The following is a 22014-nucleotide window of genomic DNA, read 5'->3' as shown; positions in this document are numbered from 1 at the left end:
GCTTGCGCATAAACAGCAATGCCTGATAGGGCCAATAGAATAAAACGTATCACTCCAGGGAAGAAACCATGTTGCAACAAAAAAAGATAGCCAGCCTGCTGGCACTGATATTGATACCGGCAGTGTCAGCCGCTGCCGAAGAAGTGATGGCAGAAGAAAAAGCCAACAGCACGCAGAAAAGCAAGGCTAAAGAAACCGTTAGCGTCGAGCTCGATAGCGTGGTGGTGCTGGGCAAAAAGGAGCAGGTCTCGGTCAGCGATAAAAGCCTGGCCGGCTCTGTCGATGTCATCACGCGCGATGAGCTGGAATACGAGCATGTGACCGACACCCTGGAGCTGTTCACTAAAACGCCAGGCGTGGTGCTGTCACGCTACAGCCAGGGCATCGTCAATACCGAACTATCTATCCGCGGCTTTAGTGGCGATGGCGAAACACCGAATGCCAAACTGCTGGTGGATGGCATTCCTTCCAACCTGTTTTCCGGCCTGAGCGAGCTGGATTACCTGTTCCCCACCAATATCCAGAGCATACAGGTGTTCAAAGGCACCAGTGACGCCACCACCGGTCTGTTTGCCACTGCCGGTAATTACAAGGTGGAGACACGTAAAGATGCAGGCAAGCAGTTGCAATTTGGCTATGGCAGTTTTAATACCCGTGAAATGCAGGGTTACTTTGGTGAAAAGCAGGGCGACTTTACCCAGAACTATGCAGTTGGTTACCGCAAAGGCAATGGTTTCCGCGAGCATACCGAGAATGAAAAGATCGCCTTATCCGGCCGCTGGCAGCTGGATTTTGATAAATCTACCCTGGCTTTGAGTGCCAAATATGGGAAATACAACTCACCGGAAGCCCCTGGCTATATGCCCAAAGCGCAGGCACGCAGCAACCGCACCGGTGTTGCAGATATCGCTCGCAATGACAGTGGCGAAAAAGAATTCAAACACCTGAGCCTGCATTATGACTATTTCTTTAATGATGACCTGGACCTGAGCCTGAAAACCTACTGGCAGAATTTTGACCGCGAGCGCAATGTGCGCTTTGTCGGTTCGCCCAATGTGGAAAATAGGCTGGATGACCAAACTTCAACAGGGCTGATCGCAAAACTAAACTGGAAGATCAACCCGCAGTGGGGCTTTGAGACTGGCTATGATATTGAGCACCAGCAAGTCAACCAGTTTAACCAACGGGTTAATGCGCTAGGGGTGAACGTCACTCGTATCAAAGCTGACTACGACTTTACTGCGCAGGGCATTTATGCCAAATTGGAAAATACGCCGGTTGAATGGCTGCGCTGGAACTTTGCCCTGCGCGCAGACCGGCTGGATGCAAAAGCGAATGACCCGATTATCATGGGTACGAATGCAGTCCCTGCCAGACAAATCAATACAGATTTGTACGACTCATCCACGATTGTGCAACCCAAATTCAATGTATTTGCCAATTTGAATGCGCAGCACACCCTGTTTGCAAATGCTGGCCGCAGTTTCCAGACACCTACGGGTATTAACCTGAACCAGTTTGATGCAACGACCGGTGCCAGAACATCAATCGATGTAGCGACGAATGATGGTTGGGAAATAGGCCTTAAAAGTGGCTGGAACAGTGATCTCAACACGCGTGTTTCCTACTGGCAGCAAAAAGCCAAAGATGAATTTATCAATATCGACAATATCCGCCGCCCGATAGGCGAGACCCTTAGGCAAGGCCTGGATGCCAGTTTTGATTACCGTTTGAATGACTATTTCAGCTTCTGGGGCAATGTCTCCAAGGTGTATGCAAAAATAGAACAGCCCAACCCGCAAAACCCAGGTTTCAAAGGGCATAGCATACGCGGCATCCCGGACCACACCGCCTCGCTGGGTCTGCAGTTCACCCCTGATCCGCTGTGGATCGCCCGTTTACATATAGACCGCCAGGGAGCGTACTACGTCAACGAAAGCAATAATGGCGGCAAATATGGCGCTTATACGCTGACCAATGCCAATATTGATTACAAAACCAATTGGGGCCGGGTCAGCTTGCTGGCCAACAATATTTTCGATAAATACTATGAATACGTGTACGACTTTAGCAGCAGCGGCGCTTTAAACCAGCTGAATTTTGCGCCTGGCGCCGGCCGTAACTTTATGCTCACCGCAACAGTGGACTTCAAATGACCGTTTTACTCTCCATACAACAACTCAGCCTGCGTTTTGCCGGGCGCGAAATACTCAAACAACTAGATTTCAGTTTAGCAGCCGGTGAAGTGGTGTCTGTATTGGGCAGCAACGGGGCAGGTAAATCTACCCTGCTCAAAAGCATACTAGCCTTGCATACAGGGGCAGATCAGAGCGGCAGCATACGCATTGCCGGCGTAGACCTGGCGCAGTCACGCCAGCAGGCGCTCTCACAGCTGGCTTATGTGCCTGAGCAGCCTGCAGTGTACGGCCACCTGTCTGCGATAGAGAATATCCGCTATTTTCTGAGCCTGGGCTCTATCAGCCACACGGCAGCCATAGACAGCTGTTTAAGCATGGCCGGCTTGCCTGAGCAGGCTTGGCACCGCCCCTGTGCTGAATATTCCAAAGGCATGAAACAAAAAGTGATGCTGGCATTTGCGCTGGCAAAACAGGCCAAACTGTTGCTGCTGGATGAGCCTAATTCAGGGCTGGACCCGCAGGCGACAGAAGAACTGAACCAGTTGATCATTCAGTGCAAGGCACGCGGCATGGGCGTACTGGTCGTCACGCATGACGTATTATCGGCGATGGCGTTCTCAGATCGTCTGCTGATGCTGGCCAACGGGCAATTGCAGCCTGTGGCCATAGACCAGTCATCGCTGACGCTGGATAGCCTGAAAAAACTGTATCAGGGGCAGGCATGACGACACTGGTGTGGAAAGTCGCCAGCAACGAATGGCGCCGCTTGTGGCATGCGCGTATCCCTGCCTTGCTGCTGCTGATATTAGTCGTGCTGTGGGCGATTGCCGCCCTCGCCGCCCATCACCACTGGCAAGACCACGCCAGTACGGTGGCAGAAGTCACGCAGCGCAGCCAGCAGGACTGGCAATCGCAACCTGACCGTCACCCGCACCGGGTCTCGCATTTTGGTGACTTTGTGCCTAAACCGCTGCACCCTCTCAGCGTGATAGAACCGGGCATACTCGATCAGTCAGGCCATCTGGTTTACCTGGAGGCGCACCGCCTGAACAGTGCCAACTTCAATCCGGCCACCGAGGCCACCAGCCTGGGGCGGTTCCCGCTGATCACGCCGGCCATGATAGTGCAATGGTGGATGCCGCTGTTTCTGATCATGATCGCCTATGCCACCATCACTGCTGAAAAGATCACCGGCGTGCTGGCATTCATGCGCGGCAACGGCACGCCGCTATGGGTGATAGTCAGCGGCAAATGGCTGGCGCTATTCCTGCCACTATTTATGCTGCTGTGCCTGCAAGGCGTGCTGACGCTGGCCTGGAGCTGGGGCAGTGACCAGGCCGGGTTTCGGCTTTCACTGATGCTGCTGGCGCAAGCCATGTATATCGCCGGCTGGTGCCTGCTGGTGCTCACGGTTTCATGGTTCAGCCGGCAACTGCATGGCGCGTTGCTGACCTTGCTGTTGTGCTGGGTATGCGTGTGCATTATTTTCCCGCGTGGTTTGGCCAATCTGGCGCAGACCAGCTACCCGACCCAGCCACGCACCGAGGCCGAGCATCATGCAGAGGTCAAACTAAAGGCGCTGGGTGACAGCCACAACCCGGACGATGCCCACTTTGCCGCTTTTAAAGCAGATGTCCTGAAAAAATACCAGGTCAGCAGCGTTGAGGAGCTGCCAGTCAATTATCACGGCCTGCTGATGCAGGAAGGTGAACGCCTGACCACCGCCGTTTACCGTGAACAGCAAGCCCTGCATGATGCGCAGCTCAACCGGCAGAATGCCAGCATACGGCACTGGCTGTGGCTGACACCGGCACTGGCCTTGCAATATGTGCAGATGGCCAGCAGCGGCAATGACCTGGCACATCACCAGGCCTTTATACGCCAGGCCGAAGACCGCCGCTATCAATTGATCAAATACCTGAACCAGATCCACACCATGAAAGTCGACCAGCACCACGATCACGACACCCGCGTGTCTGCCGATTTCTGGAAGAACGCCCCGCGCCCTGTCATCAGCCTGGCCCCGGTTGCTGTGAGCCAGCAAAGTATAGTGGCAGCGCTGCTGGTGTTGCTGGGCTGGATACTGGTGCCAGGCGCACTGCTGACTAAGATTGCAAAACGCACATGAAACAAGAACTCATCTTATTACTCAAACAGCGCAGCATACTGCTATTGCTGTTGCTCAACCTGTTGTTGACCGGATTCAGCCTGTTTAATGGCTGGCAGAATATCAGCCATATCCAGGCGCAGATAGGCCACGCCAAACAGGAAGAAACTCTGCGCAAGCAGGACTACCTCAGCCAACACAGCCAGCAAGCCACGCTGGATGTAGGCGAGGTCGGCTACTATGTGTTCCACAATGTTTACCACACCCCAGACGAATGGAGTTTTATCGCACTGGGCAACCGGCTGGTGACGCCTTATGTGCAACGCATACGCCTGCTGGGCTTGCAGGGGCAGCTTTATGATGGCGAATCGCACCACCCAGAATATGTGATGCTGGGCGGGTTCGATTATGCGTTCTGGCTGGTGTTTTTTGCGCCGCTGCTCTGCATCGCGCTGTTACATGATCTCAAAGCCAGTGAGCACCAGGCGCAACGGCTTCTGTTTTTACAAAGCCTGACGGCCAGTCCTGGCCGTTTCTGGTGGCAACGCGTGCTCAGCCGCTGGCTGCTGATCGCACTGACCTTCTCGCTGCCGGTGCTGACATTCAGCGTCATGCACGGCCTGAGCAGCGGCCCGCTGCTACAGGTGCTGCTGATCACGCTGTTATATACCCTGCTGTGGACAGCGCTATGCGCCGCCTTCAGCCTGCGGGCACGCGCACTGAATGCCAATTTGAATGCCCTGGCTTTAACCAGCCTGTGGCTGGTGTCTTGCATAGTGCTGCCTAACCTGGGGCAACTGTGGCTGCATCAGCACTACCCGGTGCAGGACGGCAGCCAGATCGCCCTGCAACACCGCCAGGCCGTGCACAGCGCCTGGGACTTGCCCAAAAGCGCCACGCTGACACCGTTTTATGCGCTCTATCCGCAATGGCAGGACTCAGCACCGGTGGTCGACCGCTTTCACTGGAAATGGTATTACGCGTTTCAACATATGGCAGACGTCAAGCTGGCGCCACAAGTCCGGGCGCGCGAGCAGGCCTTGCTGCAACGCGACCACGCCACCAGCCTGTTAGGCTATGTTTTACCGGCCGTATGGGTGCAGCGCAGCCTGGAAGGCATCGCACACAGCAATGTCGCCGACCTGCTGGCGCACAGGCAACGCATCACCGCCCTGCACACGCAGCTGCGGCATGCGGCCTACCCCTACCTGTTTGAAGAAAAACCGTTTACTGCGGAAGCGTTTGCCAGGCTGCCAGCCTTTGAAACTGTGCCTGAACAGCTGAAAAACGCAGATGCAAACTAAGTAAAATCATGAGGTGGATTTACGTGATCACCGCAGGCTCAGATTGAAACACCTGCGTATAGTGAGAGTCATACAAGTACATCACTGAGATGCACTTAACAACCAAAAGGAGATTATCATGTGGACTAAACCAGCTGCTACTGAAATGCGTTTTGGCTTTGAAGTGACCATGTACGTCATGAACAAATAATCAGTTTGTACCTTAGGCTGAAACAAGAACCCGCCACTGGCGGGTTTTTTATTGCTCTGCTGAGACCTGCAGCCCGGAACCTTATGCCAATGCGGTTTACTAAAAAACAATGGCTTGCCAAGGCGCTATACACTAGTACAATTCAGCACAAGGCATTCCATCATCTGTTCATACTCACGGAGTCATACATGCAAGTACGAAAACTCTCGGTCAAACCAGCCATCGCTACTCCTTTGATGGTTGCACTTCTTTTGATCACGCTGGCAATCGCCAGCCACAGCCAGTCAGCATCTGCGCGCAGCATATTGCCGGAGCAGAGTGAAGCTGCTTCTGCCCGTGATGCGGTCGGCGATTCCATGAGCAAACTGCAAGACCTGGACAAGCGTATCAAATCGCAGGAAGAGCTGATCGCCAAAGAGCAGGAAAGACTAAAGCAATACCAGAATGAAAAAGCGCAGACCGAACAAGACCTGGAATCGCGCAAAGCAGTATTTGAGCAAAAATCCAAAGCGCTGGACGAAGCCTGGAAGAGCCGTAACAACTACTAAAGCTGCCAGCTGGGTTTCCCCTACCCAGCCTTCAACACCAGCACTGATCAACCACCCGTACACCATTGCCCGTACACCACACCGTAGACCCGGAACACTGATGCAAGTCAGTTGACCTGGGTCAATACGGCCTGGCCCAGCCACTCCTACAATGCCATCAAGTTCAATGCACTAGATGGAGTGATGATAATGAAAAAAACCGCAATCAGTTTAATGCTGGCAGCCCTGTTGCCAGCCATGCATAGCCACGCCGAAAAAGGTGACTTGGTAGTACGCCTGCGTGCCACCAATATCAGCCCGAATGAAAGCAGCGACCTCGGCAAATACGTGAATAAAAACGTGGCTGCCGGTGCCATGTCCAACGGCGCCGAGCTTAAAGTCGACAGCAACACCATACCCGAACTGGATATCAGCTACTACTGGACCAAGAATATAGCGACAGAATTGATACTGGCACTTGGTTCCAAGCACGATGTGAGCGTTTCCAAAGAGCCAGGTGCAGTCGTACCTAACCAGAAACTGGGCAGCATAGATGCATTGCCGCCGACGCTGACAGTGCAATGGCACTTTAACCCTGACCAGACGTTTGACCCTTATGTCGGTGCCGGCATCAATGCGACTTTTATGCTGGACCGCAAACTGGAACTGAGCCAGGGCCCGCTGGCCGGTACCGATATCAAAATCGACAGGAGCAGCTTTGGCCCGGCATTGCAGGCTGGCTTTGACGTCAACCTGCAAGATGGCTGGCTGCTCAATGCAGACGTCAAGTATCTGTGGATAGATACTGACGTAAAACTGAAAACAGCGGGTGGCTGGAGCAAGATAGATTCACTGGATGTGAATCCGTGGGTATTGAGCATAGGCGTAGGCAAACGCTTTTAACTGCTGATTAAAGTCTCTTCCCTGGAGTTTTAACGCTCCATTCGGCCTCTGCTACTTTGCGGTAGCAGAGGTTTTTTTCAGTGTGTTTTCAACTTTTGATCCTGTATCAACTTTTAATTCTGTTCAGCCATTCAAGTTGAATCTTGCGCCCAGGCTGCCCAGATTGAGCTGCTCCAGCAGTTGCTGCCCGCGCTCCAGCGCACTGCGCTTTTTCTGACCAGTATATTTGGCGATGATCAGTTCGTTTTTCATCGAATGCTCCCAGCCCACCAGCTCGGTCACCGTGACCTGGTAGCCGTGCGCTTCCAGTTCCAGGCAACGCAATACATTGGTCACATGGCTGCCAAATTCACGGGTATGGATAGGATGGCGCCACAGTTCGCCCAGCAGTGTTTTGGCCAGTGATTCCGCTTTATGCGCACGCATGGTCTCGGCGACTTCGGCCTGGCAGCAAGGCACCAGCACCATATATTGCGCCTGCTTTTGCAGGCCGAACTGGATAGCGTCATCAGTGGCAGTATTACAGGCATGCAATGCAGTGACGATATCCACCTTGGCTGGTAGCTGCTGTGATTGCATGGCGTCAGCCACGCTTAAAGGCTCGAACTGCATGCGGTCAAAACCGCATTCGCTGGCGAGTTGCCGCGATTTTTCTATCAGCTCAGCGCGGTTTTCTATGCCTATGACCTGGCCGCCGGCATGCTGCTTGAGCAACAAGTCGTACAGGATAAAGCCCAGGTATGACTTGCCGGCGCCGTGATCGACCAGTACCGGGTCAGACTGCGCGGCCATCACCGTCTGCAGCAACGGCTCTATGAAATTCACCAGGTGATACACCTGTTTGAGTTTACGGCGACTATCCTGGTTGAGTTTGCCATCCCGCGTCAGGATATGCAGCGCTTGTAATAATGGGATGGATTGGCCCGGCTTTACTTCGGGCGGCAATATTGTTTTGACCATGCGTCCTGCTGCTTTAAAATAGCGATATGCTAGTTTAACAGCATAGATGCGTGTAGCAGCATAGGCGTATGGCTGGCAGCAGCCGTTTAGCGCTCTCAGCTTTTGGGAACTCATGCGTTTTTTTGCTGACTACCCTATCAGTTGCTCAAATCTTAAGCGCTATGCGCTTTCAGGCTTTACTAAACCACCTGGCAACGTTGACCGGCTGGCGGGCCTGTATTCAATGCGGCGGATTTCGCACTTATTCAAATTTAATAAGGGAGTATCAATGTTTTTTAATGTAGCCTGCAAGGCCCTTAATAAAAACCGGTTAAAACAGCTTTTGTATGGCTTGATTGCAATGCTCACCTGGTTTTCAGGCAGCGCTGCCGCAGACAGTGTGTGGATGAAGAACGGCGACAAGATCACCGGCACCCTGGTGGTCAAAGTCACAGATAAAGTCGTTATCAGCACCTCATACGCTGGCGAAATCAAACTCAACTGGTCGGATATCCTCAGCATAGACGCCGAAAAACCCTACACCATGATGCTGTCTGACCAGACGGTAGTGACTGGTTTTCTCAAACACGGCGAGAACGGGCAAGCCATACTCGATGAGGACGGCAAAACCGAGCTGGTGGATACCGAACTGGCAGAGATCCAGTATATAAACCCTTCCAAAGACCTGATAGGCGAAGGCTATGTCTGGACCGGCAACCTGAACCTGGGCGGCACTTTCAACAACGGCAATAGCAAGAACCGCAACATGCAGTTCAACGGTGAATCCATCACCCGCGGCCTGGAAGACAGGTATACGGTGCAAGGCTATGCCTACTGGGCCGAAGATAACGATGAGCAGACGCAGAACAATATGCGTGTGCGCGGCCAGTATGACCATTTCTTCACAAAAAAATGGTTTACTTACCTGAACACCATCCAGGAGAAAGACCGCTTCCGTGATATCAGGTTGCGTAGCACTTACGGTGTGGGTACCGGTTACCAGATATTTGAAGGTGAAAAACTCAACCTGTCGCTGGAAGGCGGTCTGTCCTGGATCAAGCAGGATTATTATCAGGAGGATGACGAGAGCCACGGCGCATTGCGCTGGGCGGTCAACTACAACCAGTACCTGTTTGATTCATTTGTGCAGGCTTTCCACAGGCACGAGGTGTTATATACACCGCGCGCACCTTCGCAGATCCTGCTCTATAGTTCCACCGGCTTGCGTTTCCCGTTTATCCTCGGCCTGAGCGCGACCACCCAGCTGGATTACAACCTGGATAGCCGCCCGGCAGATGACAGAAGAAAAGGCGATACGCGCGCCCTGTTCACACTGGGCTATACCTGGAAGTAAATTTTAATCGGAAGTCAGTTTTAAGCCGTTTGCGAAATTTAGCGACTTGGGCGCTTGAATGTTAAAATGGCCAGACCTAGCGTTGGCCATTGCAACATTCACGATCAGAAAAATGTGCCGCAGCGAGAGTTGGAGTACGGCACTGCACGTAAAACCGTATTTTTTTGATTGAACATGGAGCAAAAATATGGCGATACAATGGTACCCGGGACACATGACCTCAGCCCGAAAAAAGGCAGAGGAGACCCTGGAACATATCGATATTGTGATCGAAGTACTCGATGCGCGCGTGCCTGCCGCCAGCCATAACCCCATGATCGAGGATATGCGCAATTTTCGCCAGCGCCCCAACCTGAAGATACTCAACAAGGCTGACCTGGCCGACCCGCAGATCACCCAGGCCTGGCTCAACTACTTTAACAGCCAGCCGAATACCAAGGCCGTAGCGCTTTCGTGTAAAAAAGCCGGCGACGCGAAAAAGATCCCCGGCTTGTGCCGCCAGCTGGCTCCGCATCGCGGCACCCCGCTCAAGCCTTTACGCATGATGATCATGGGCATCCCCAACGTCGGTAAATCGACCTTGATGAACGCCCTGCTCAACCGCCGCGCTGCCAAAGTCGGTGATGAGCCGGCAGTGACCAAAAGCCAGCAACGCTTTGACCTTGGCGATAACCAGAGCATCACCGACACACCAGGCATGATGTGGCCCAAGATAGAACATGAATCAGATGGCTATATGCTGGCTGCCAGCCACGCCATAGGCCGCAATGCGGTAATAGATGAAGACGTGGCGGAATTTCTCGGCAACCTGCTGTTAAAACAATATCCGGCATTGATCAACAGCCGTTACAAACTGGATGCCATGAAGCTGGATGTACAACAGATAGATGGCATAGACCTGTTGCAGGCCATCGCCAAACGCCGCGCCTACAAACGTAATGACGGGCAATGGGATATGGAGCGGACAGCGATGGCTTTCTTGACTGATTATCGCGGGGGAGCCATAGGCAGGGTCAGCCTGGAATCGCCCAAAAGCCGTGCCGAGATGATAGCGCTGGCAGCGGCCAAACCCAAGACCGCCGATGAACAGCCAGAAACGACCACAGCAGCGGATGCGCCTTAAGCTGTATTGAAATCCTTAAGCTCTATTGAAACCTGGCCGCACTGAAATGCCGCCGGTCAGGCGATTACGCTGGCATTGCGTTTGACCGGTTTGCCTGTGGCTGGCGGTTGCGTCATCAACAACTCTATATTGCTCGCTACCCGGTTACGGCCATTCTGCTTGGCTTTATAGAGGTTTTGGTCAGCCGCGGCAAACATGCCGTCTAAGGCATAACCCACCGTTTCAGAACTCACCGCACCGACACTGACGGTACATTTGATGGCATGTGTATCATCACTCATGCTTTCTACACCAGCAATGCTCACCGGCGTCACCTCTATGGTCCTGCGGATACGTTCAGCCAGCACCATGGCTTCCTGCTCGCCGGTATTAGGCAGCAAGATACAAAACTCCTCACCGCCGTAACGGCCTATCACATCGCCACCACGCAAAGCCCCGCGTATATTGCCGGCACACGATTTCAGCACCACGTCACCCACCAGATGGCCGTAAACATCATTGACCTTCTTGAAGTAATCCAGGTCTATGATCAGCATGCCCATAGGCAAACTGATACGCTGTGAAACCGCCTGCATGCGGTTGGCTGCTTCCTGCAAGCCACGCCGGTTCAAGACACCGGTCAGGCCATCCAGAGTCGCAATTGCTTGCAATCCGGCCTGGGTGCGCACATTCATCACCAGCAATAGCAGGCTGGTGACAATGGTGAGGACCAGCATGATGGCGGTGGTCAGGTAAGCATGCACCGGCCAATGGATAAAGGTGACCAGGGTGGTTTCATCGGACAGCCCGACCTCAATGGCGAACAGCCCCAGCATCAGGCTGATGCCGCCAAACAGGCTGCAACACAGCCAGAACACCTGCGCGACAAAATCACGGCCATGCCCGGTCAGGCTGCGGCTGCCATAAGAGAACACCCAGACCAGCACCAGCAGGTTAGAAAGAATGATCCATTTGTCTGCCGCGTGCATATTGAGCATGACCGCATTACACGCCAGCAAAGTCGTCATCACCAGCAGGGTGCGGTAGCGGTAGATACGGTAGCCACGCAGCATACGTATGCCATTGACATAGATACTGACGCCCAGCGCGAACATCGTCATAGAAGTCGCGACATAGACGCTACGCTGGTTGTCATCTGGCGTGATCAGCGGGATGAAATAGATGCACAGGCCCAGCCCCATCATGGCCAGCCCGCGCACCCAATGCATGATCAGCGCCTTTTGCTGATAAACGCCAAAAATCAACAGAACCAGAACCAGAGTAAAGGTAAGGCCGATTGATGATAGAATGACACTATTGAGATCTAGCACAGGAAAGGTCAAAGTTTTAGTTTACCTATAGGGCATAATACTATGGTATCGCGACTATACCCATATAAATTAAGGGGTTAAATAGTCCATACAGGCTAATTCCTCTCCTTTGATTGTCTCCAGCAAACAGTAGAAGTTCCCATGCAACATCTCTTAAACCCTCCCCAGCGCGAAGCCATACACTACCTCGACGGACCATTATTGGTACTCGCGGGTGCCGGCAGTGGCAAAACCCGTGTGATCACGCAGAAGATCGCCTACCTGGTCAACGAGGCCAATTACAAGGCCTCGCAGATCGCCGCCATCACCTTTACCAATAAAGCTGCACGTGAGATGCAGGAGCGTGTCGCCCCCCTGCTCGAAGGCAAAAGTGGTAAAGGCCTGACCGTGACCACTTTTCACTCGCTGGGCCTGCAGATGCTGCGCCAGGAATCGGCCCTGCTCGGCTATAAACCGCAATTCTCCATCCTCGATGCCTCTGACAGTTTCAAGATACTCAGCGACATCCTGGCCACCACAGACAAGCAATTGTTACGCAAGACCCAATGGCAGATCTCCGGCTGGAAAAACGCCTTCATCAACCCGGACCAGGCAAAATCGCAGGCCGATGAAGAGCTGACCCATGCCGCGGCGCGCGTGTACCAGCTGTATCAGCAAACCTTGCGCGCTTACCAGGCGGTGGATTTTGATGACCTGATCAAAGTACCGGTAGAGCTGTTTGACCAGCACCGCGACACGCTGGATAAATGGCAACGCAAGCTGCAATATCTGCTGATCGATGAGTATCAGGATACCAACGCCTGCCAATACCGCCTGATCAAGCAACTGACCGGTGTACGCGGCCAGTTCACTGCCGTGGGCGACGATGACCAGGCCATTTACGGCTGGCGCGGTGCCGACGTCGAGAATCTGCGTCAGCTGACCAAAGACTTCTCCAAACTCAAAGTCATCAAGCTGGAGCAGAACTACCGCTCTACCGTGCGCATTCTGCGCGCCGCCAACAGCGTGATCGCCAACAACCCCAAATTGTTCGAGAAAAAACTGTGGAGCGACTTAGGCACCGGCGAGCTGATACACGTCACTGCTACGCAAAGCGAAGAGCACGAAGCCGAAACCGTGCTGATGAAACTGCAAGCGCACAAATTCGAGCATAGGACCACCTATAAAGATTACGCCGTGCTCTACCGCAGCAACCACCAGGCACGCGTGATGGAAAAATTCCTGCGCAACCAGAAGATCCCCTACACCATTTCTGGCGGACAATCGTTTTTTGATAAAACCGAGATCAAGGACATCACCAGCTACCTGCGCCTGATCGCCAATGAAGACGACGACCCGGCGTTTATCCGCGCCGCCACCACACCGAAAAAAGGCATAGGCAACACCACGCTGGAAAGGCTGGGCGAATACGCCAGCGCGCACAAGCTGTCATTGTTCGCCGCCGCTTTTGAAGGCGGTTTCCAGCACGACGTCGGCGCCAAACAACTGGACGACCTGCTGACCTTTTGCCGCTATATCCAGAACCTGCAAGGCCGCGCCACCAAAGACCCGGCCAACGAGGTACTGAACGACCTGCTGACCGCCATCCAGTACGAAACCTATCTATACGACGGCGAAGAAGCGCGCGCGGCAGAATCACGCTGGAGCAACGTCCTCGAGTTCGTTTCCTGGCTCAGTAAAAAAGGCGAAGCCTCGACTGAATACGGCAACGAGTCACCCGGCAAAAACCTGCTGGAACTCACGCAACTGGTCGCCCTCATCACCATGCTGGAAGGCAAAGATGGCGAAGAACAGGACGCCGTAAAACTCTCCACCCTGCACGCCTCCAAAGGCCTGGAATACGGCCACGTGTTCCTGATCGGCTGCGAAGACGGCATACTGCCACACCGTGAATCTATAGATAACGACCAGATAGAAGAAGAACGCCGCCTGATGTACGTAGGCATCACCCGCGCGCAAAAATCCCTCAATATCACCTGGTGCAAAAAACGCAAACGCGCCGGCGAAATGCAAGCCTGCGAACCCAGCCGCTTTATCGCAGAACTGCCAAAAGACGACGTCAAACACTTCGGCAACCCGTTCAACAGCAACGGTGAACCGGCCAGCAAAGATTATGGCAAGAGCAAGATGGCGAATATTAAGGCGATGCTGGCAAGCAAATAACTTCGCCCGCCTCGTTTAAGGCCAATATAGCCCATGTTATAATCCGAACACTTTTTAACTCAACAATTCTAAGACATGTCACAAAAAGTCGCTTTAATCACCGGCATCACTGGTCAGGATGGTGCTTATCTAGCCGAGCTTCTGCTTAATAAAGGCTATATCGTGCATGGCATAAAGCGCAGAGCTTCTCTATTTAATACCGACAGGATTGATCATCTATATCAAGACCCGCATATTGATAATCAAAATTTCATTCTGCACTACGGTGATCTAACTGACTCGACCAACCTGATCAGGATCATCCAGCAAGTTCAGCCAGACGAGATCTATAACCTGGCAGCGATGAGCCACGTAGCCGTCAGCTTTGAAACCCCTGAATATACCGCGAACGCCGATGGCATAGGTACTTTGCGTATCCTTGAGGCGATACGTATACTGGGCCTGGAGAAGAAAACACGTTTTTACCAGGCATCCACTTCTGAACTCTATGGCCTGGTGCAAGAAACACCGCAAAAAGAAACCACCCCGTTTTACCCCCGCAGCCCCTATGCAGTAGCCAAAATGTACGCTTACTGGATCACAGTCAATTACCGTGAGGCTTATGGCATATACGCCTGCAATGGCATCCTGTTTAATCACGAAAGTCCGATCCGCGGCGAGACATTCGTCACCCGCAAGATCACGCGGGCTCTTGCGCGTATCAAACTAGGCTTGCAAGAATGCCTCTACCTCGGCAACCTGGACTCGTTACGCGACTGGGGACATGCCAAAGATTATGTCGAAATGCAATGGCTGATGTTGCAACAAGATCAGGCAGAAGATTTTGTGATCGCCACCGGCAAACAATACAGCGTGCGTGACTTCGTCAATGCCGCCGCCCAGGAGTTAGATATCACCGTTACCTGGCGTGGTAACGGGGTAGAAGAAAAAGGCTACTGGAACGATAAATGTATCGTGCAAGTTGACCCACGCTACTTCCGCCCTACTGAGGTCGACACATTGCTGGGCGACCCAACAAAAGCCAAAGAAAAACTGGGCTGGGTACCTAAAACCAGCTTTGAGGAGCTGGTATCAGAAATGGTGCGCGAAGATTATAAATCTGCCCAGCGCGACGAATTGATCAAACAGCATGGCTACCAGGCCATGGACTATCACGAGTAAATCCATGGATAAGAACGCAAAAATCTATGTTGCTGGCCATAGAGGCTTAGTAGGCTCTGCCATTGTGAAAGCATTGCTAGCGCAAGGCTACACAAACTTGCTGACCAGAACCCATGCTGAATTAGACTTGACCTCTCAAACAGCAGTGACGGATTTCTTCGCTGCAGAAAAACCTGAATATGTTTTTTTGGCTGCGGCCAAAGTGGGTGGCATTCATGCCAATAACACCTACCCAGCCCAATTTATTCACGAAAATTTAGCCATTCAGACAAATGTGATTCATCAGTCGTATGTAAATGGTGTAAAGCGCTTACTGTTTTTAGGCTCCAGCTGCATTTATCCTAAATTTGCACCGCAGCCAATGAAGGAAGAGCATTTGCTAACGGGTGCACTTGAACCTACAAACAGACCCTATGCCTTGGCTAAGATAGCTGGTATAGAAATGTGCTGGAGTTATAACCGCCAATATGGCACTAAATATTTGGCTGCTATGCCTACCAACCTTTATGGGCCTGGTGATAACTATCACCCTGAAAATAGCCATGTGATTCCGGCATTGATACGAAAATTCCATGAAGCCAAAGTTAGCAAACAGGCTGAAGTCACTGTTTGGGGTACGGGCACACCTAAACGCGAATTTTTGTACAATCAGGACATGGCAGATGCATGCGTGTTTTTAATGCAGCTAAACGAGGGTCAGTTCAATCAATTACTCGGCAGTGATGAGTCTGCATCAGGAAAATTCCAGCCTCCCCTGGTCAATCTTGGGTACGGCAGTGACATCACCATCAAAACGCTTGCAGAAACTGTCCAGAAAGTGATTGGATATGAGGGTAAGATTCGATTTGACACCTCTAAGCCGGATGGTAGTCCGCGCAAGCTGATGGACTCTACTATCCTGCATCAGGCTGGCTGGCAACCTAAGGTATCGATTGAAACGGGTTTAGAAGTCGCATATCACGACTTTTTAAAACAAATATAATGGCCTGATAGTGACCATTTAAAAGATCGCTCATTAAGATTACGTTATGTCACACTTCACAATCCTAAATCTACCTACATTCTCAGACACGCGTGGTTCGCTGACAGTACTTGAAAAGGCCTTACCATTTTCAGCTGTCCGTACGTACTGGATTTATGGGGCAGATGGACAGACGCGCGGTGGTCACAGGCATGTCAGCACCAGACAGGCCTTGATTGCGCTACATGGAAGCATTGCAATATATATGAATGATGGCATTTCCGAAGAAACCATCACTCTGGATTCCCCTTCTCAATGCCTGCTTGTTGAGCCTAAAGATTGGCACACAATGACTTTTGGCACAGGTAGCGTGCTGTTTGTCATGGCATCGCATATCTATGACAGAAGTGAATACATTGACACGCCTTACGAGCTGCCAAATAAATGATTGAATACGAAAGTCTTGCTGACTCGAATAAGCAATTCATGCAGGAATTGGAAGCCGCCGCTACCAATGTCATTCGCTCAGGCTGGTATGTTTTAGGTCACGAAGTTGCCGAGTTTGAAAAAGAATTCGCAACCTGGGTAGGCTCGCGCCACTGCATCGGTGTCGCCAACGGTTTGGATGCATTAATCCTGTCGATAGAAGCACTCATGCTGGCTAAAGGCAGCGAAATAATAGTGGCTTCAAATACCTACATTGCAACCATACTGGCTATTATTCGTGCGGGTCACAACCCCGTACTTGTAGAACCCGACCCGGCAACGTTCAACATTGATCCGCTCAAAATTAAATCGGCTATTACAGCTTCCACTCGTGCTATCTGTGTCACACATTTGTTTGGCAAGACCTGCCGTATGGATGCTATATGCGCGATTGCCAATGAACACGGCTTAAAGCTGATTGAGGATTGTGCTCAATCCCACGGTGCAAAACTGGCGGGGCGTATGACTGGCACATTTGGTGATGCAGGCTGTTTCAGCTTCTACCCGACCAAGAACCTGGGCGCACTTGGTGATGCCGGCGCAGTAGTCACAGACGATGACGAAATCGCTGACCGCCTTCGTCATTTACGTAACTATGGCTCTAAACAAAAATACGTCAATAAATACGCAGGTGTGAATTCCAGGCTGGACGAAATACAAGCAGCACTACTTAGAGTCAAGTTGCGCCATCTTGATAAGATGACAGAGCATAAACGAACTCTGGCTCAAACTTACTTTGAAAATTTGCCTCCCTGGCTGACTCTGCCTCGCCAAAAAGAGGATGAATATGATGTATTCCATATTTTTGGTGTCCGTTATGAAGAAAGAGATAGATTGAAATCTTGGTTGCTGGAACAAGGTGTGAAGACTGAAATTCACTACCCTATCCCACCACATCGACAACAAGCTATGCAAGGAATACTGCAAGGAGATCACCCTATTGCAGACATGCTACATGAAACAGAATTAAGTCTTCCAATATCGTTTGGTCATACACTCAATGATATTGAGCAGATAAGCTCAATCATAAAAAAGTTTTAAGCCAGGTCTATCACTGCTTTCAGGCATTTTTTAAATTTCAATATACGAAACGATATGATTGAAAATAATCAACTGCTAGCTCTTATCCCTGCACGCGGAGGGTCCAAGGGTTTAGAAAAGAAGAACTTAAAAATATTGAATGGTAAGCCTTTAATTGATTACACCATCCAGGCTGCATTAGATTCAGTTTATGTCGATAATGTTTTCTTGTCGTCTGAAAATATTGAAATTTTAAACTATGGAAAAAAAAGAGAAATCTGCTTAATAGAAAGGCCGCATGAACTTGCACTAGATACATCAACTGCTGTTGAAGTTGTATCGCATTTCATTAAACATCAATCCTTGGATTCCAACACTTACATTGCCTACTTGCAACCTACATCACCATTGAGGAACTCTGTCATTCTGGATAATGCAATTTCCTCAATGTTCAAAAGTGGCTTACATAGCCTAACAAGTATTGTTGAATTAGAATCGTCGCCTTATAAATCCTTTAAAATTAATAACCAGGGCACTTTAGAATCACTCTTTTCGGAGCATCTGACCAATGCCTCTCGCCAAACGCTGCCGAAAACATACCTGGCAAATGGCGCAATCTATATATTTAGAGTCCAGGATTTTGAAAGATTAGGTGGTTTTCCTTCTAACGGGGGCTTACCGTTTATTATGAGCAAAGAAGATAGTGTAGATATTGACACTCAGGATGACTTTTTTGAAGCAGAAAGATTATTGGAGGTAATGAATGGCAGAATTTAGTATTGCCGGTCGCCTAATTGGAGATAACCATCCTCCATTAGTGATAGCTGAAATAGGCATAAATCATGAAGGCTCAATTGATGTCGCGATAGAAATGGCTGATGCTGCGATCAACTCAGGCGCTGAAATCATCAAGCATCAAACGCATATTATTGAAGACGAAATGTCCAATGAAGCAAAAGAGGTCGTTCCAGGGAATGCGGACGTTTCAATCTATGAGATCATGAATCGTTGTGCACTGAATGAAGCCGATGAAAGAAAGCTCATGGACTATGTAAAAAGTCGCAATGCAATCTTCATCAGCACCCCTTTTTCTCGCGCTGCGGTAGATAGATTGGTCAGCTTTGATATTCCCGCTTTCAAGATTGGCTCTGGTGAATGCAATAACTACCCGTTGATCAGATATATATCGCAATTCAAAAAGCCGGTTATTTTAAGCACTGGAATGAACACCATCGAGTCCATTCGTAAATCAGTGAATATCTTAAAAGAAAAAAATATCCCATTTGCGCTTTTGCATTGCACCAATATTTACCCTACTCCGCCTGAACTAGTCAGGCTAGGTGGGATAACTCAGCTAAAAGAAGAGTTTCCGGATGCCGTAGTCGGCTTATCCGACCACACGACATCTAACTACACCTGTTTAGGGGCCGTAGCACTTGGTGCATCCATTCTGGAGCGACACTTTACCGACAGCATGTCAAGACCAGGTCCTGATATTGTTTGCTCAATGGATAAAAATGCACTGAGCCAATTAATTGATGGATCCAAGATCATATTCCAGGCAAGAGGCGGCAAAAGAGAGCCGATCAAAGAGGAAGCAGCAACGATTTCTTTTGCATTCGCTTCTGTCGTCTCCATTGCCGACATTAATGCCGGAGAAACCTTATCCGATAAAAATATCTGGGTAAAAAGACCAAGTGGTGGCGACTTCAGCGCCGACGATTATGAGAGTCTGCTCGGAAGGAGCACCGTTCGCGCAATCAAAAAGGGACAACAGATCAAGAAAACTGATCTTTTAGGCAGCATTGAACATGGCGCTTGATTCAGCAATAAAAAAAATAATATTTCTTACGGGGACTAGAGCAGACTTTGGCAAATTAAAAGCCCTGATGCTCAAACTTGACTCTAAAGAGAAATTTGAAATACATGTCTTTATCACTGGCATGCATATGCTTTCCAAATATGGATACACTTGCACTGAGGTAGAGAGAATCGGCATCAAAAATATTTATAAATATATTAACCAAAGTGCCAATGACACCATGGAGTGTGTACTGGCGAAAACAATTACAGGGCTATCAGACTATGTAAAAGAAATCTCCCCTGATTTGATTATTGTGCACGGTGATAGAGTTGAAGCATTGGCTGGCGCAGCTGTGGGGGCATTGAATAATATCTTAGTCGGTCACATTGAGGGTGGGGAAGTATCTGGAACGGTTGATGAACTGATCAGACATTCAGTTTCTAAATTATCCCATGTTCATTTTGTTGCCAATGATCTGGCCAAGAAAAGAATCATACAGCTTGGTGAAATACCCGATAGCATTCATATCATTGGCTCGCCCGATGTTGATGTGATGAACTCGGATTCGTTGCCTTCTATTGCCGAAGTCAGATCAAGATATGGGCTTTGTTATGATAAATATTCCATTTTAATGTTTCACCCAGTGACAACAGAGGTCAAAGAACTACATAACCAGATAAAGACCGTTGTTGATGAAGTCATTGCATCAGAAAAAAACTATATTGTTATTTACCCTAATAATGATCATGGCTCAAATATCATTTTGCGTGAATATGCGCGCTTGGAAAAGTTAGAGAATATCAAAATATTCCCATCGATGAGGTTTGAGTACTTCCTTACACTCCTAAAAAATGCTGACTACATCATTGGCAACTCCAGCGCCGGTGTCCGTGAAGCTCCACACTTTGGAGTTCCCGCCATCAACTTGGGAACCAGGCAGCAGAACAGAGTTAAATGTTCATTGGTTATTGATACTGCATTCGATAGTATTCAAATTAAAGAAGCCATAGCCTGGAGCGATCAACTCGTACGCACGCCTCAAGCATTATTTGGTAATGGAAACAGCGCAAATCAATTTTGTGAAATTCTTGATTCTTCAAAATTTTGGAACATAGATAAACAAAAGCATTTTGTGGATTGGAAGTGAATTGAGAGTAATTGCCAGATTGGATATAAAGAATGAACATGTTATCAAAGGAATTCATCTTGAAGGGCTCAGAAAAGTAGGCAATCCCCTTGATATGGCAATGGATTACTACATGCAGGGGATAGATGAATTGCTTTTCCTGGATAGCGTTGCGAGTTTATACAATCGGAATAATATATTTTCAGTGATCAGAGCCGCCTCTGAGAAAGTTTTTGTTCCAATCACAATCGGTGGCGGATTGAGGAAACTATCAGATGTTGAAGAAGCTTTAGACTCAGGTGCAGACAAAGTTGCAATCAACACCTCAGCAATTCAGAACCCTGCATTTATTGAAGAGATCGCTACTAAATACGGTAGCCAGTGTGTGGTTGCTTCGATACAAGCAAAACACACTCAGAATGGTTGGGAAGCTTATACAGAGTCAGGCCGGGAGAAGACTGATATCTTAGTAGAAACCTGGTGCAAACAGCTTCAAGATTTAGGTGCCGGAGAATTGCTTATTACTTCGATTGATAAAGATGGCACTAAGTTAGGATTCGATGTAGAACTCATGGAGATGGTTAACAACTCTGTGACAATTCCAGTTTTAGCAAGTGGTGGATTTGGAAAGCTTGAACATATAGACGCACTGTGTGAAAAAACAAATTTAAGCGGACTCTGTTTTGCATCTGCGTTACATTACAAAAATATTGAAATAATAAATATCAAAGAGCACATAAAAAACAAGTATGAGCAACATTAAAAATATAGCTATCCTCAATTACGGGCTTGGCAATATCAGAAGTATCAGTAATGCGCTTCATGCTTCTGGCGCAAATGCATTATTGACTGATACAAGAGATAGCATCCTCGAAAGTGATGGTCTTATTATTCCGGGTGTCGGTGCTTTCCCCAATGCCATGAATAATCTTGAAAAGAAAAACTTAATTCAAACGATCAAAGATTTTTCGGCATCGCAAAAGCCTATTCTAGGCATTTGTTTAGGAATGCAATTGCTGTTTGATAAAGGATACGAACACGAGGAAGTCGATGGCCTGGGTCTGATCAATGGTGATGTAAAAAAAATAGATCTGTCTCATTTAGAGAGTGCGAGACTACCGCATATACGTTGGGCTAATGTGTCATGCACCTCACTCGGAGAGCAGGATATGTTTAATCATATTCCTGCTCCCGAAAGAAGATTTTATTTTATTCATAGCTATGCTGCGACGAATGTTTCAGCAAGTTCAATCACCTCCTATGCGGGTTACCACGATTTGAATTTTGTTGCTTCGGTACAGAGCGGCAATATCTGGGGAGTGCAGTTCCACCCTGAAAAAAGTGGCATTAGTGGATTACAGTTGATAAGCAATTTCATTAGCAAGTGCTAACAAGTTA

At 49.6% G+C, this 22014-nt stretch carries 21 protein-coding genes; 19 read left to right on the top strand and 2 right to left on the bottom strand.

What is annotated here, in order from left to right; translation table 11 throughout:
• Positions 1-68: 68 nt before the first annotated feature.
• The 7 genes from ACFQ1Z_RS02475 to ACFQ1Z_RS02445 all read left to right on the top strand — a co-directional run bounded on the left by ACFQ1Z_RS02475 (position 69) and on the right by ACFQ1Z_RS02445 (position 7169).
• Positions 69-2156: a TonB-dependent receptor gene (locus ACFQ1Z_RS02475; RefSeq protein ID WP_379055300.1), complete on the top strand. Its 2088-nt coding sequence runs from the start codon at positions 69-71 to the stop codon at positions 2154-2156.
• Positions 2153-2863, top strand: coding sequence for an ABC transporter ATP-binding protein (locus tag ACFQ1Z_RS02470; protein ID WP_379055298.1), 711 nt, complete (start codon positions 2153-2155; stop codon positions 2861-2863). Before ACFQ1Z_RS02475 ends, ACFQ1Z_RS02470 begins: the two co-directional genes overlap by 4 nt.
• A complete protein-coding gene (locus tag ACFQ1Z_RS02465) occupies positions 2860-4266 on the top strand; it encodes a DUF3526 domain-containing protein (protein ID WP_379055296.1) in 1407 nt (468 codons plus the stop codon). The genes ACFQ1Z_RS02470 and ACFQ1Z_RS02465 overlap by 4 nt, the downstream gene beginning before the upstream one ends.
• Complete coding sequence (locus ACFQ1Z_RS02460) at positions 4263-5549, top strand: DUF3526 domain-containing protein (protein WP_379055294.1); 1287 nt, start codon at positions 4263-4265, stop codon at positions 5547-5549. Before ACFQ1Z_RS02465 ends, ACFQ1Z_RS02460 begins: the two co-directional genes overlap by 4 nt.
• Before the next feature lie 118 nt (positions 5550-5667).
• Positions 5668-5739: a pyrroloquinoline quinone precursor peptide PqqA gene (gene pqqA / locus ACFQ1Z_RS02455; RefSeq protein ID WP_081624291.1), complete on the top strand. Its 72-nt coding sequence runs from the start codon at positions 5668-5670 to the stop codon at positions 5737-5739.
• 188 nt (positions 5740-5927) lie between these two features.
• Entirely contained in the window at positions 5928-6287 is a 360-nt protein-coding gene (locus tag ACFQ1Z_RS02450) for a hypothetical protein (RefSeq protein WP_379055292.1), read from the top strand.
• 189 nt (positions 6288-6476) lie between these two features.
• Entirely contained in the window at positions 6477-7169 is a 693-nt protein-coding gene (locus tag ACFQ1Z_RS02445; protein WP_379055290.1) for an OmpW/AlkL family protein, read from the top strand.
• Between the two features lie 123 nt (positions 7170-7292).
• Here the strand turns inward: ACFQ1Z_RS02445 and ACFQ1Z_RS02440 are convergent, their stop codons facing one another.
• On the bottom strand, positions 7293-8129 hold the full coding sequence (locus tag ACFQ1Z_RS02440) for a class I SAM-dependent methyltransferase (RefSeq protein ID WP_379055288.1): 837 nt from the start codon (positions 8127-8129) through the stop codon (positions 7293-7295).
• Positions 8130-8469: 340 nt separating this feature from the next.
• Between ACFQ1Z_RS02440 and ACFQ1Z_RS02435 the strand changes: the two genes are divergently transcribed.
• Positions 8470-9462 (top strand): DUF481 domain-containing protein, encoded by a 993-nt coding sequence (locus ACFQ1Z_RS02435; protein ID WP_379055286.1) that lies wholly within the window; start codon positions 8470-8472, stop codon positions 9460-9462.
• Between the two features lie 187 nt (positions 9463-9649).
• Positions 9650-10585 carry a ribosome biogenesis GTPase YlqF gene (gene ylqF, locus ACFQ1Z_RS02430; RefSeq protein WP_379055284.1) on the top strand — a complete coding sequence of 312 codons (936 nt, stop codon included), beginning with the start codon at positions 9650-9652 and terminating at the stop codon, positions 10583-10585.
• Between the two features lie 56 nt (positions 10586-10641).
• Here the strand turns inward: ylqF and ACFQ1Z_RS02425 are convergent, their stop codons facing one another.
• The gene (locus tag ACFQ1Z_RS02425; RefSeq protein WP_379055282.1) at positions 10642-11793 is read right to left on the bottom strand and encodes a GGDEF domain-containing protein; all 1152 of its coding nucleotides are present in this window, start codon (positions 11791-11793) and stop codon (positions 10642-10644) included.
• Positions 11794-12036: 243 nt separating this feature from the next.
• Between ACFQ1Z_RS02425 and ACFQ1Z_RS02420 the strand changes: the two genes are divergently transcribed.
• From ACFQ1Z_RS02420 to hisH, 10 genes are all read left to right on the top strand, one after another.
• Positions 12037-14058, top strand: a complete 2022-nt coding sequence (locus ACFQ1Z_RS02420; protein WP_379055280.1) for a UvrD-helicase domain-containing protein — start codon at positions 12037-12039, stop codon at positions 14056-14058.
• 75 nt (positions 14059-14133) lie between these two features.
• A complete protein-coding gene (gene gmd, locus ACFQ1Z_RS02415; protein WP_379055278.1) occupies positions 14134-15219 on the top strand; it encodes a GDP-mannose 4,6-dehydratase in 1086 nt (361 codons plus the stop codon).
• Between the two features lie 4 nt (positions 15220-15223).
• Positions 15224-16201 carry a GDP-L-fucose synthase family protein gene (locus tag ACFQ1Z_RS02410; RefSeq protein ID WP_379055276.1) on the top strand — a complete coding sequence of 326 codons (978 nt, stop codon included), beginning with the start codon at positions 15224-15226 and terminating at the stop codon, positions 16199-16201.
• Positions 16202-16247: 46 nt separating this feature from the next.
• A complete protein-coding gene (locus ACFQ1Z_RS02405; RefSeq protein WP_379055274.1) occupies positions 16248-16628 on the top strand; it encodes a sugar 3,4-ketoisomerase in 381 nt (126 codons plus the stop codon).
• Entirely contained in the window at positions 16625-17707 is a 1083-nt protein-coding gene (locus ACFQ1Z_RS02400; protein WP_379055272.1) for a DegT/DnrJ/EryC1/StrS family aminotransferase, read from the top strand. Before ACFQ1Z_RS02405 ends, ACFQ1Z_RS02400 begins: the two co-directional genes overlap by 4 nt.
• Before the next feature lie 54 nt (positions 17708-17761).
• Positions 17762-18463 carry an acylneuraminate cytidylyltransferase family protein gene (locus tag ACFQ1Z_RS02395; RefSeq protein WP_379055270.1) on the top strand — a complete coding sequence of 234 codons (702 nt, stop codon included), beginning with the start codon at positions 17762-17764 and terminating at the stop codon, positions 18461-18463.
• Positions 18450-19508, top strand: coding sequence for an N-acetylneuraminate synthase family protein (locus ACFQ1Z_RS02390; protein WP_379055268.1), 1059 nt, complete (start codon positions 18450-18452; stop codon positions 19506-19508). The genes ACFQ1Z_RS02395 and ACFQ1Z_RS02390 overlap by 14 nt, the downstream gene beginning before the upstream one ends.
• The gene (gene neuC / locus ACFQ1Z_RS02385; RefSeq protein WP_379055267.1) at positions 19498-20637 is read left to right on the top strand and encodes a UDP-N-acetylglucosamine 2-epimerase; all 1140 of its coding nucleotides are present in this window, start codon (positions 19498-19500) and stop codon (positions 20635-20637) included. The genes ACFQ1Z_RS02390 and neuC overlap by 11 nt, the downstream gene beginning before the upstream one ends.
• A gap of 1 nt (position 20638) precedes the next feature.
• The gene (gene hisF, locus ACFQ1Z_RS02380) at positions 20639-21379 is read left to right on the top strand and encodes an imidazole glycerol phosphate synthase subunit HisF (RefSeq protein ID WP_379055265.1); all 741 of its coding nucleotides are present in this window, start codon (positions 20639-20641) and stop codon (positions 21377-21379) included.
• On the top strand, positions 21366-22007 hold the full coding sequence (gene hisH / locus ACFQ1Z_RS02375; RefSeq protein ID WP_379055263.1) for an imidazole glycerol phosphate synthase subunit HisH: 642 nt from the start codon (positions 21366-21368) through the stop codon (positions 22005-22007). The genes hisF and hisH overlap by 14 nt, the downstream gene beginning before the upstream one ends.
• Positions 22008-22014: the final 7 nt, after the last annotated feature.

It is taken from the genome of Methylophilus luteus (assembly GCF_042676265.1).
Taxonomy (GTDB): domain Bacteria; phylum Pseudomonadota; class Gammaproteobacteria; order Burkholderiales; family Methylophilaceae; genus Methylophilus; species Methylophilus luteus.
Note: the sequence above shows the minus strand (reverse complement) of the source record. Positions and strands in the feature narration are given on the sequence as shown.

What these genes read in the sequence shown, in the direction of transcription:
- hisH (WP_379055263.1), top strand. Translation starts at nt 21,366, where the DNA reads ATGAGCAACATTAAAAATATAGCTATCCTCAATTACGGGCTTGGCAAT.
- ACFQ1Z_RS02395 (WP_379055270.1), top strand. Translation starts at nt 17,762, where the DNA reads ATGATTGAAAATAATCAACTGCTAGCTCTTATCCCTGCACGCGGAGGG.
- ACFQ1Z_RS02390 (WP_379055268.1), top strand. Translation starts at nt 18,450, where the DNA reads ATGGCAGAATTTAGTATTGCCGGTCGCCTAATTGGAGATAACCATCCT.
- ACFQ1Z_RS02440 (WP_379055288.1), bottom strand. Translation starts at nt 8,129, where the DNA reads ATGGTCAAAACAATATTGCCGCCCGAAGTAAAGCCGGGCCAATCCATC.
- ACFQ1Z_RS02465 (WP_379055296.1), top strand. Translation starts at nt 2,860, where the DNA reads ATGACGACACTGGTGTGGAAAGTCGCCAGCAACGAATGGCGCCGCTTG.
- ACFQ1Z_RS02420 (WP_379055280.1), top strand. Translation starts at nt 12,037, where the DNA reads ATGCAACATCTCTTAAACCCTCCCCAGCGCGAAGCCATACACTACCTC.
- ACFQ1Z_RS02425 (WP_379055282.1), bottom strand. Translation starts at nt 11,793, where the DNA reads ATGCATTGGGTGCGCGGGCTGGCCATGATGGGGCTGGGCCTGTGCATC.
- ACFQ1Z_RS02435 (WP_379055286.1), top strand. Translation starts at nt 8,470, where the DNA reads ATGCTCACCTGGTTTTCAGGCAGCGCTGCCGCAGACAGTGTGTGGATG.
- ACFQ1Z_RS02400 (WP_379055272.1), top strand. Translation starts at nt 16,625, where the DNA reads ATGATTGAATACGAAAGTCTTGCTGACTCGAATAAGCAATTCATGCAG.
- ACFQ1Z_RS02445 (WP_379055290.1), top strand. Translation starts at nt 6,477, where the DNA reads ATGAAAAAAACCGCAATCAGTTTAATGCTGGCAGCCCTGTTGCCAGCC.
- ACFQ1Z_RS02460 (WP_379055294.1), top strand. Translation starts at nt 4,263, where the DNA reads ATGAAACAAGAACTCATCTTATTACTCAAACAGCGCAGCATACTGCTA.
- ACFQ1Z_RS02450 (WP_379055292.1), top strand. Translation starts at nt 5,928, where the DNA reads ATGCAAGTACGAAAACTCTCGGTCAAACCAGCCATCGCTACTCCTTTG.
- ACFQ1Z_RS02470 (WP_379055298.1), top strand. Translation starts at nt 2,153, where the DNA reads ATGACCGTTTTACTCTCCATACAACAACTCAGCCTGCGTTTTGCCGGG.
- neuC (WP_379055267.1), top strand. Translation starts at nt 19,498, where the DNA reads ATGGCGCTTGATTCAGCAATAAAAAAAATAATATTTCTTACGGGGACT.
- ylqF (WP_379055284.1), top strand. Translation starts at nt 9,650, where the DNA reads ATGGCGATACAATGGTACCCGGGACACATGACCTCAGCCCGAAAAAAG.
- ACFQ1Z_RS02410 (WP_379055276.1), top strand. Translation starts at nt 15,224, where the DNA reads ATGGATAAGAACGCAAAAATCTATGTTGCTGGCCATAGAGGCTTAGTA.
- gmd (WP_379055278.1), top strand. Translation starts at nt 14,134, where the DNA reads ATGTCACAAAAAGTCGCTTTAATCACCGGCATCACTGGTCAGGATGGT.
- ACFQ1Z_RS02405 (WP_379055274.1), top strand. Translation starts at nt 16,248, where the DNA reads ATGTCACACTTCACAATCCTAAATCTACCTACATTCTCAGACACGCGT.
- ACFQ1Z_RS02475 (WP_379055300.1), top strand. Translation starts at nt 69, where the DNA reads ATGTTGCAACAAAAAAAGATAGCCAGCCTGCTGGCACTGATATTGATA.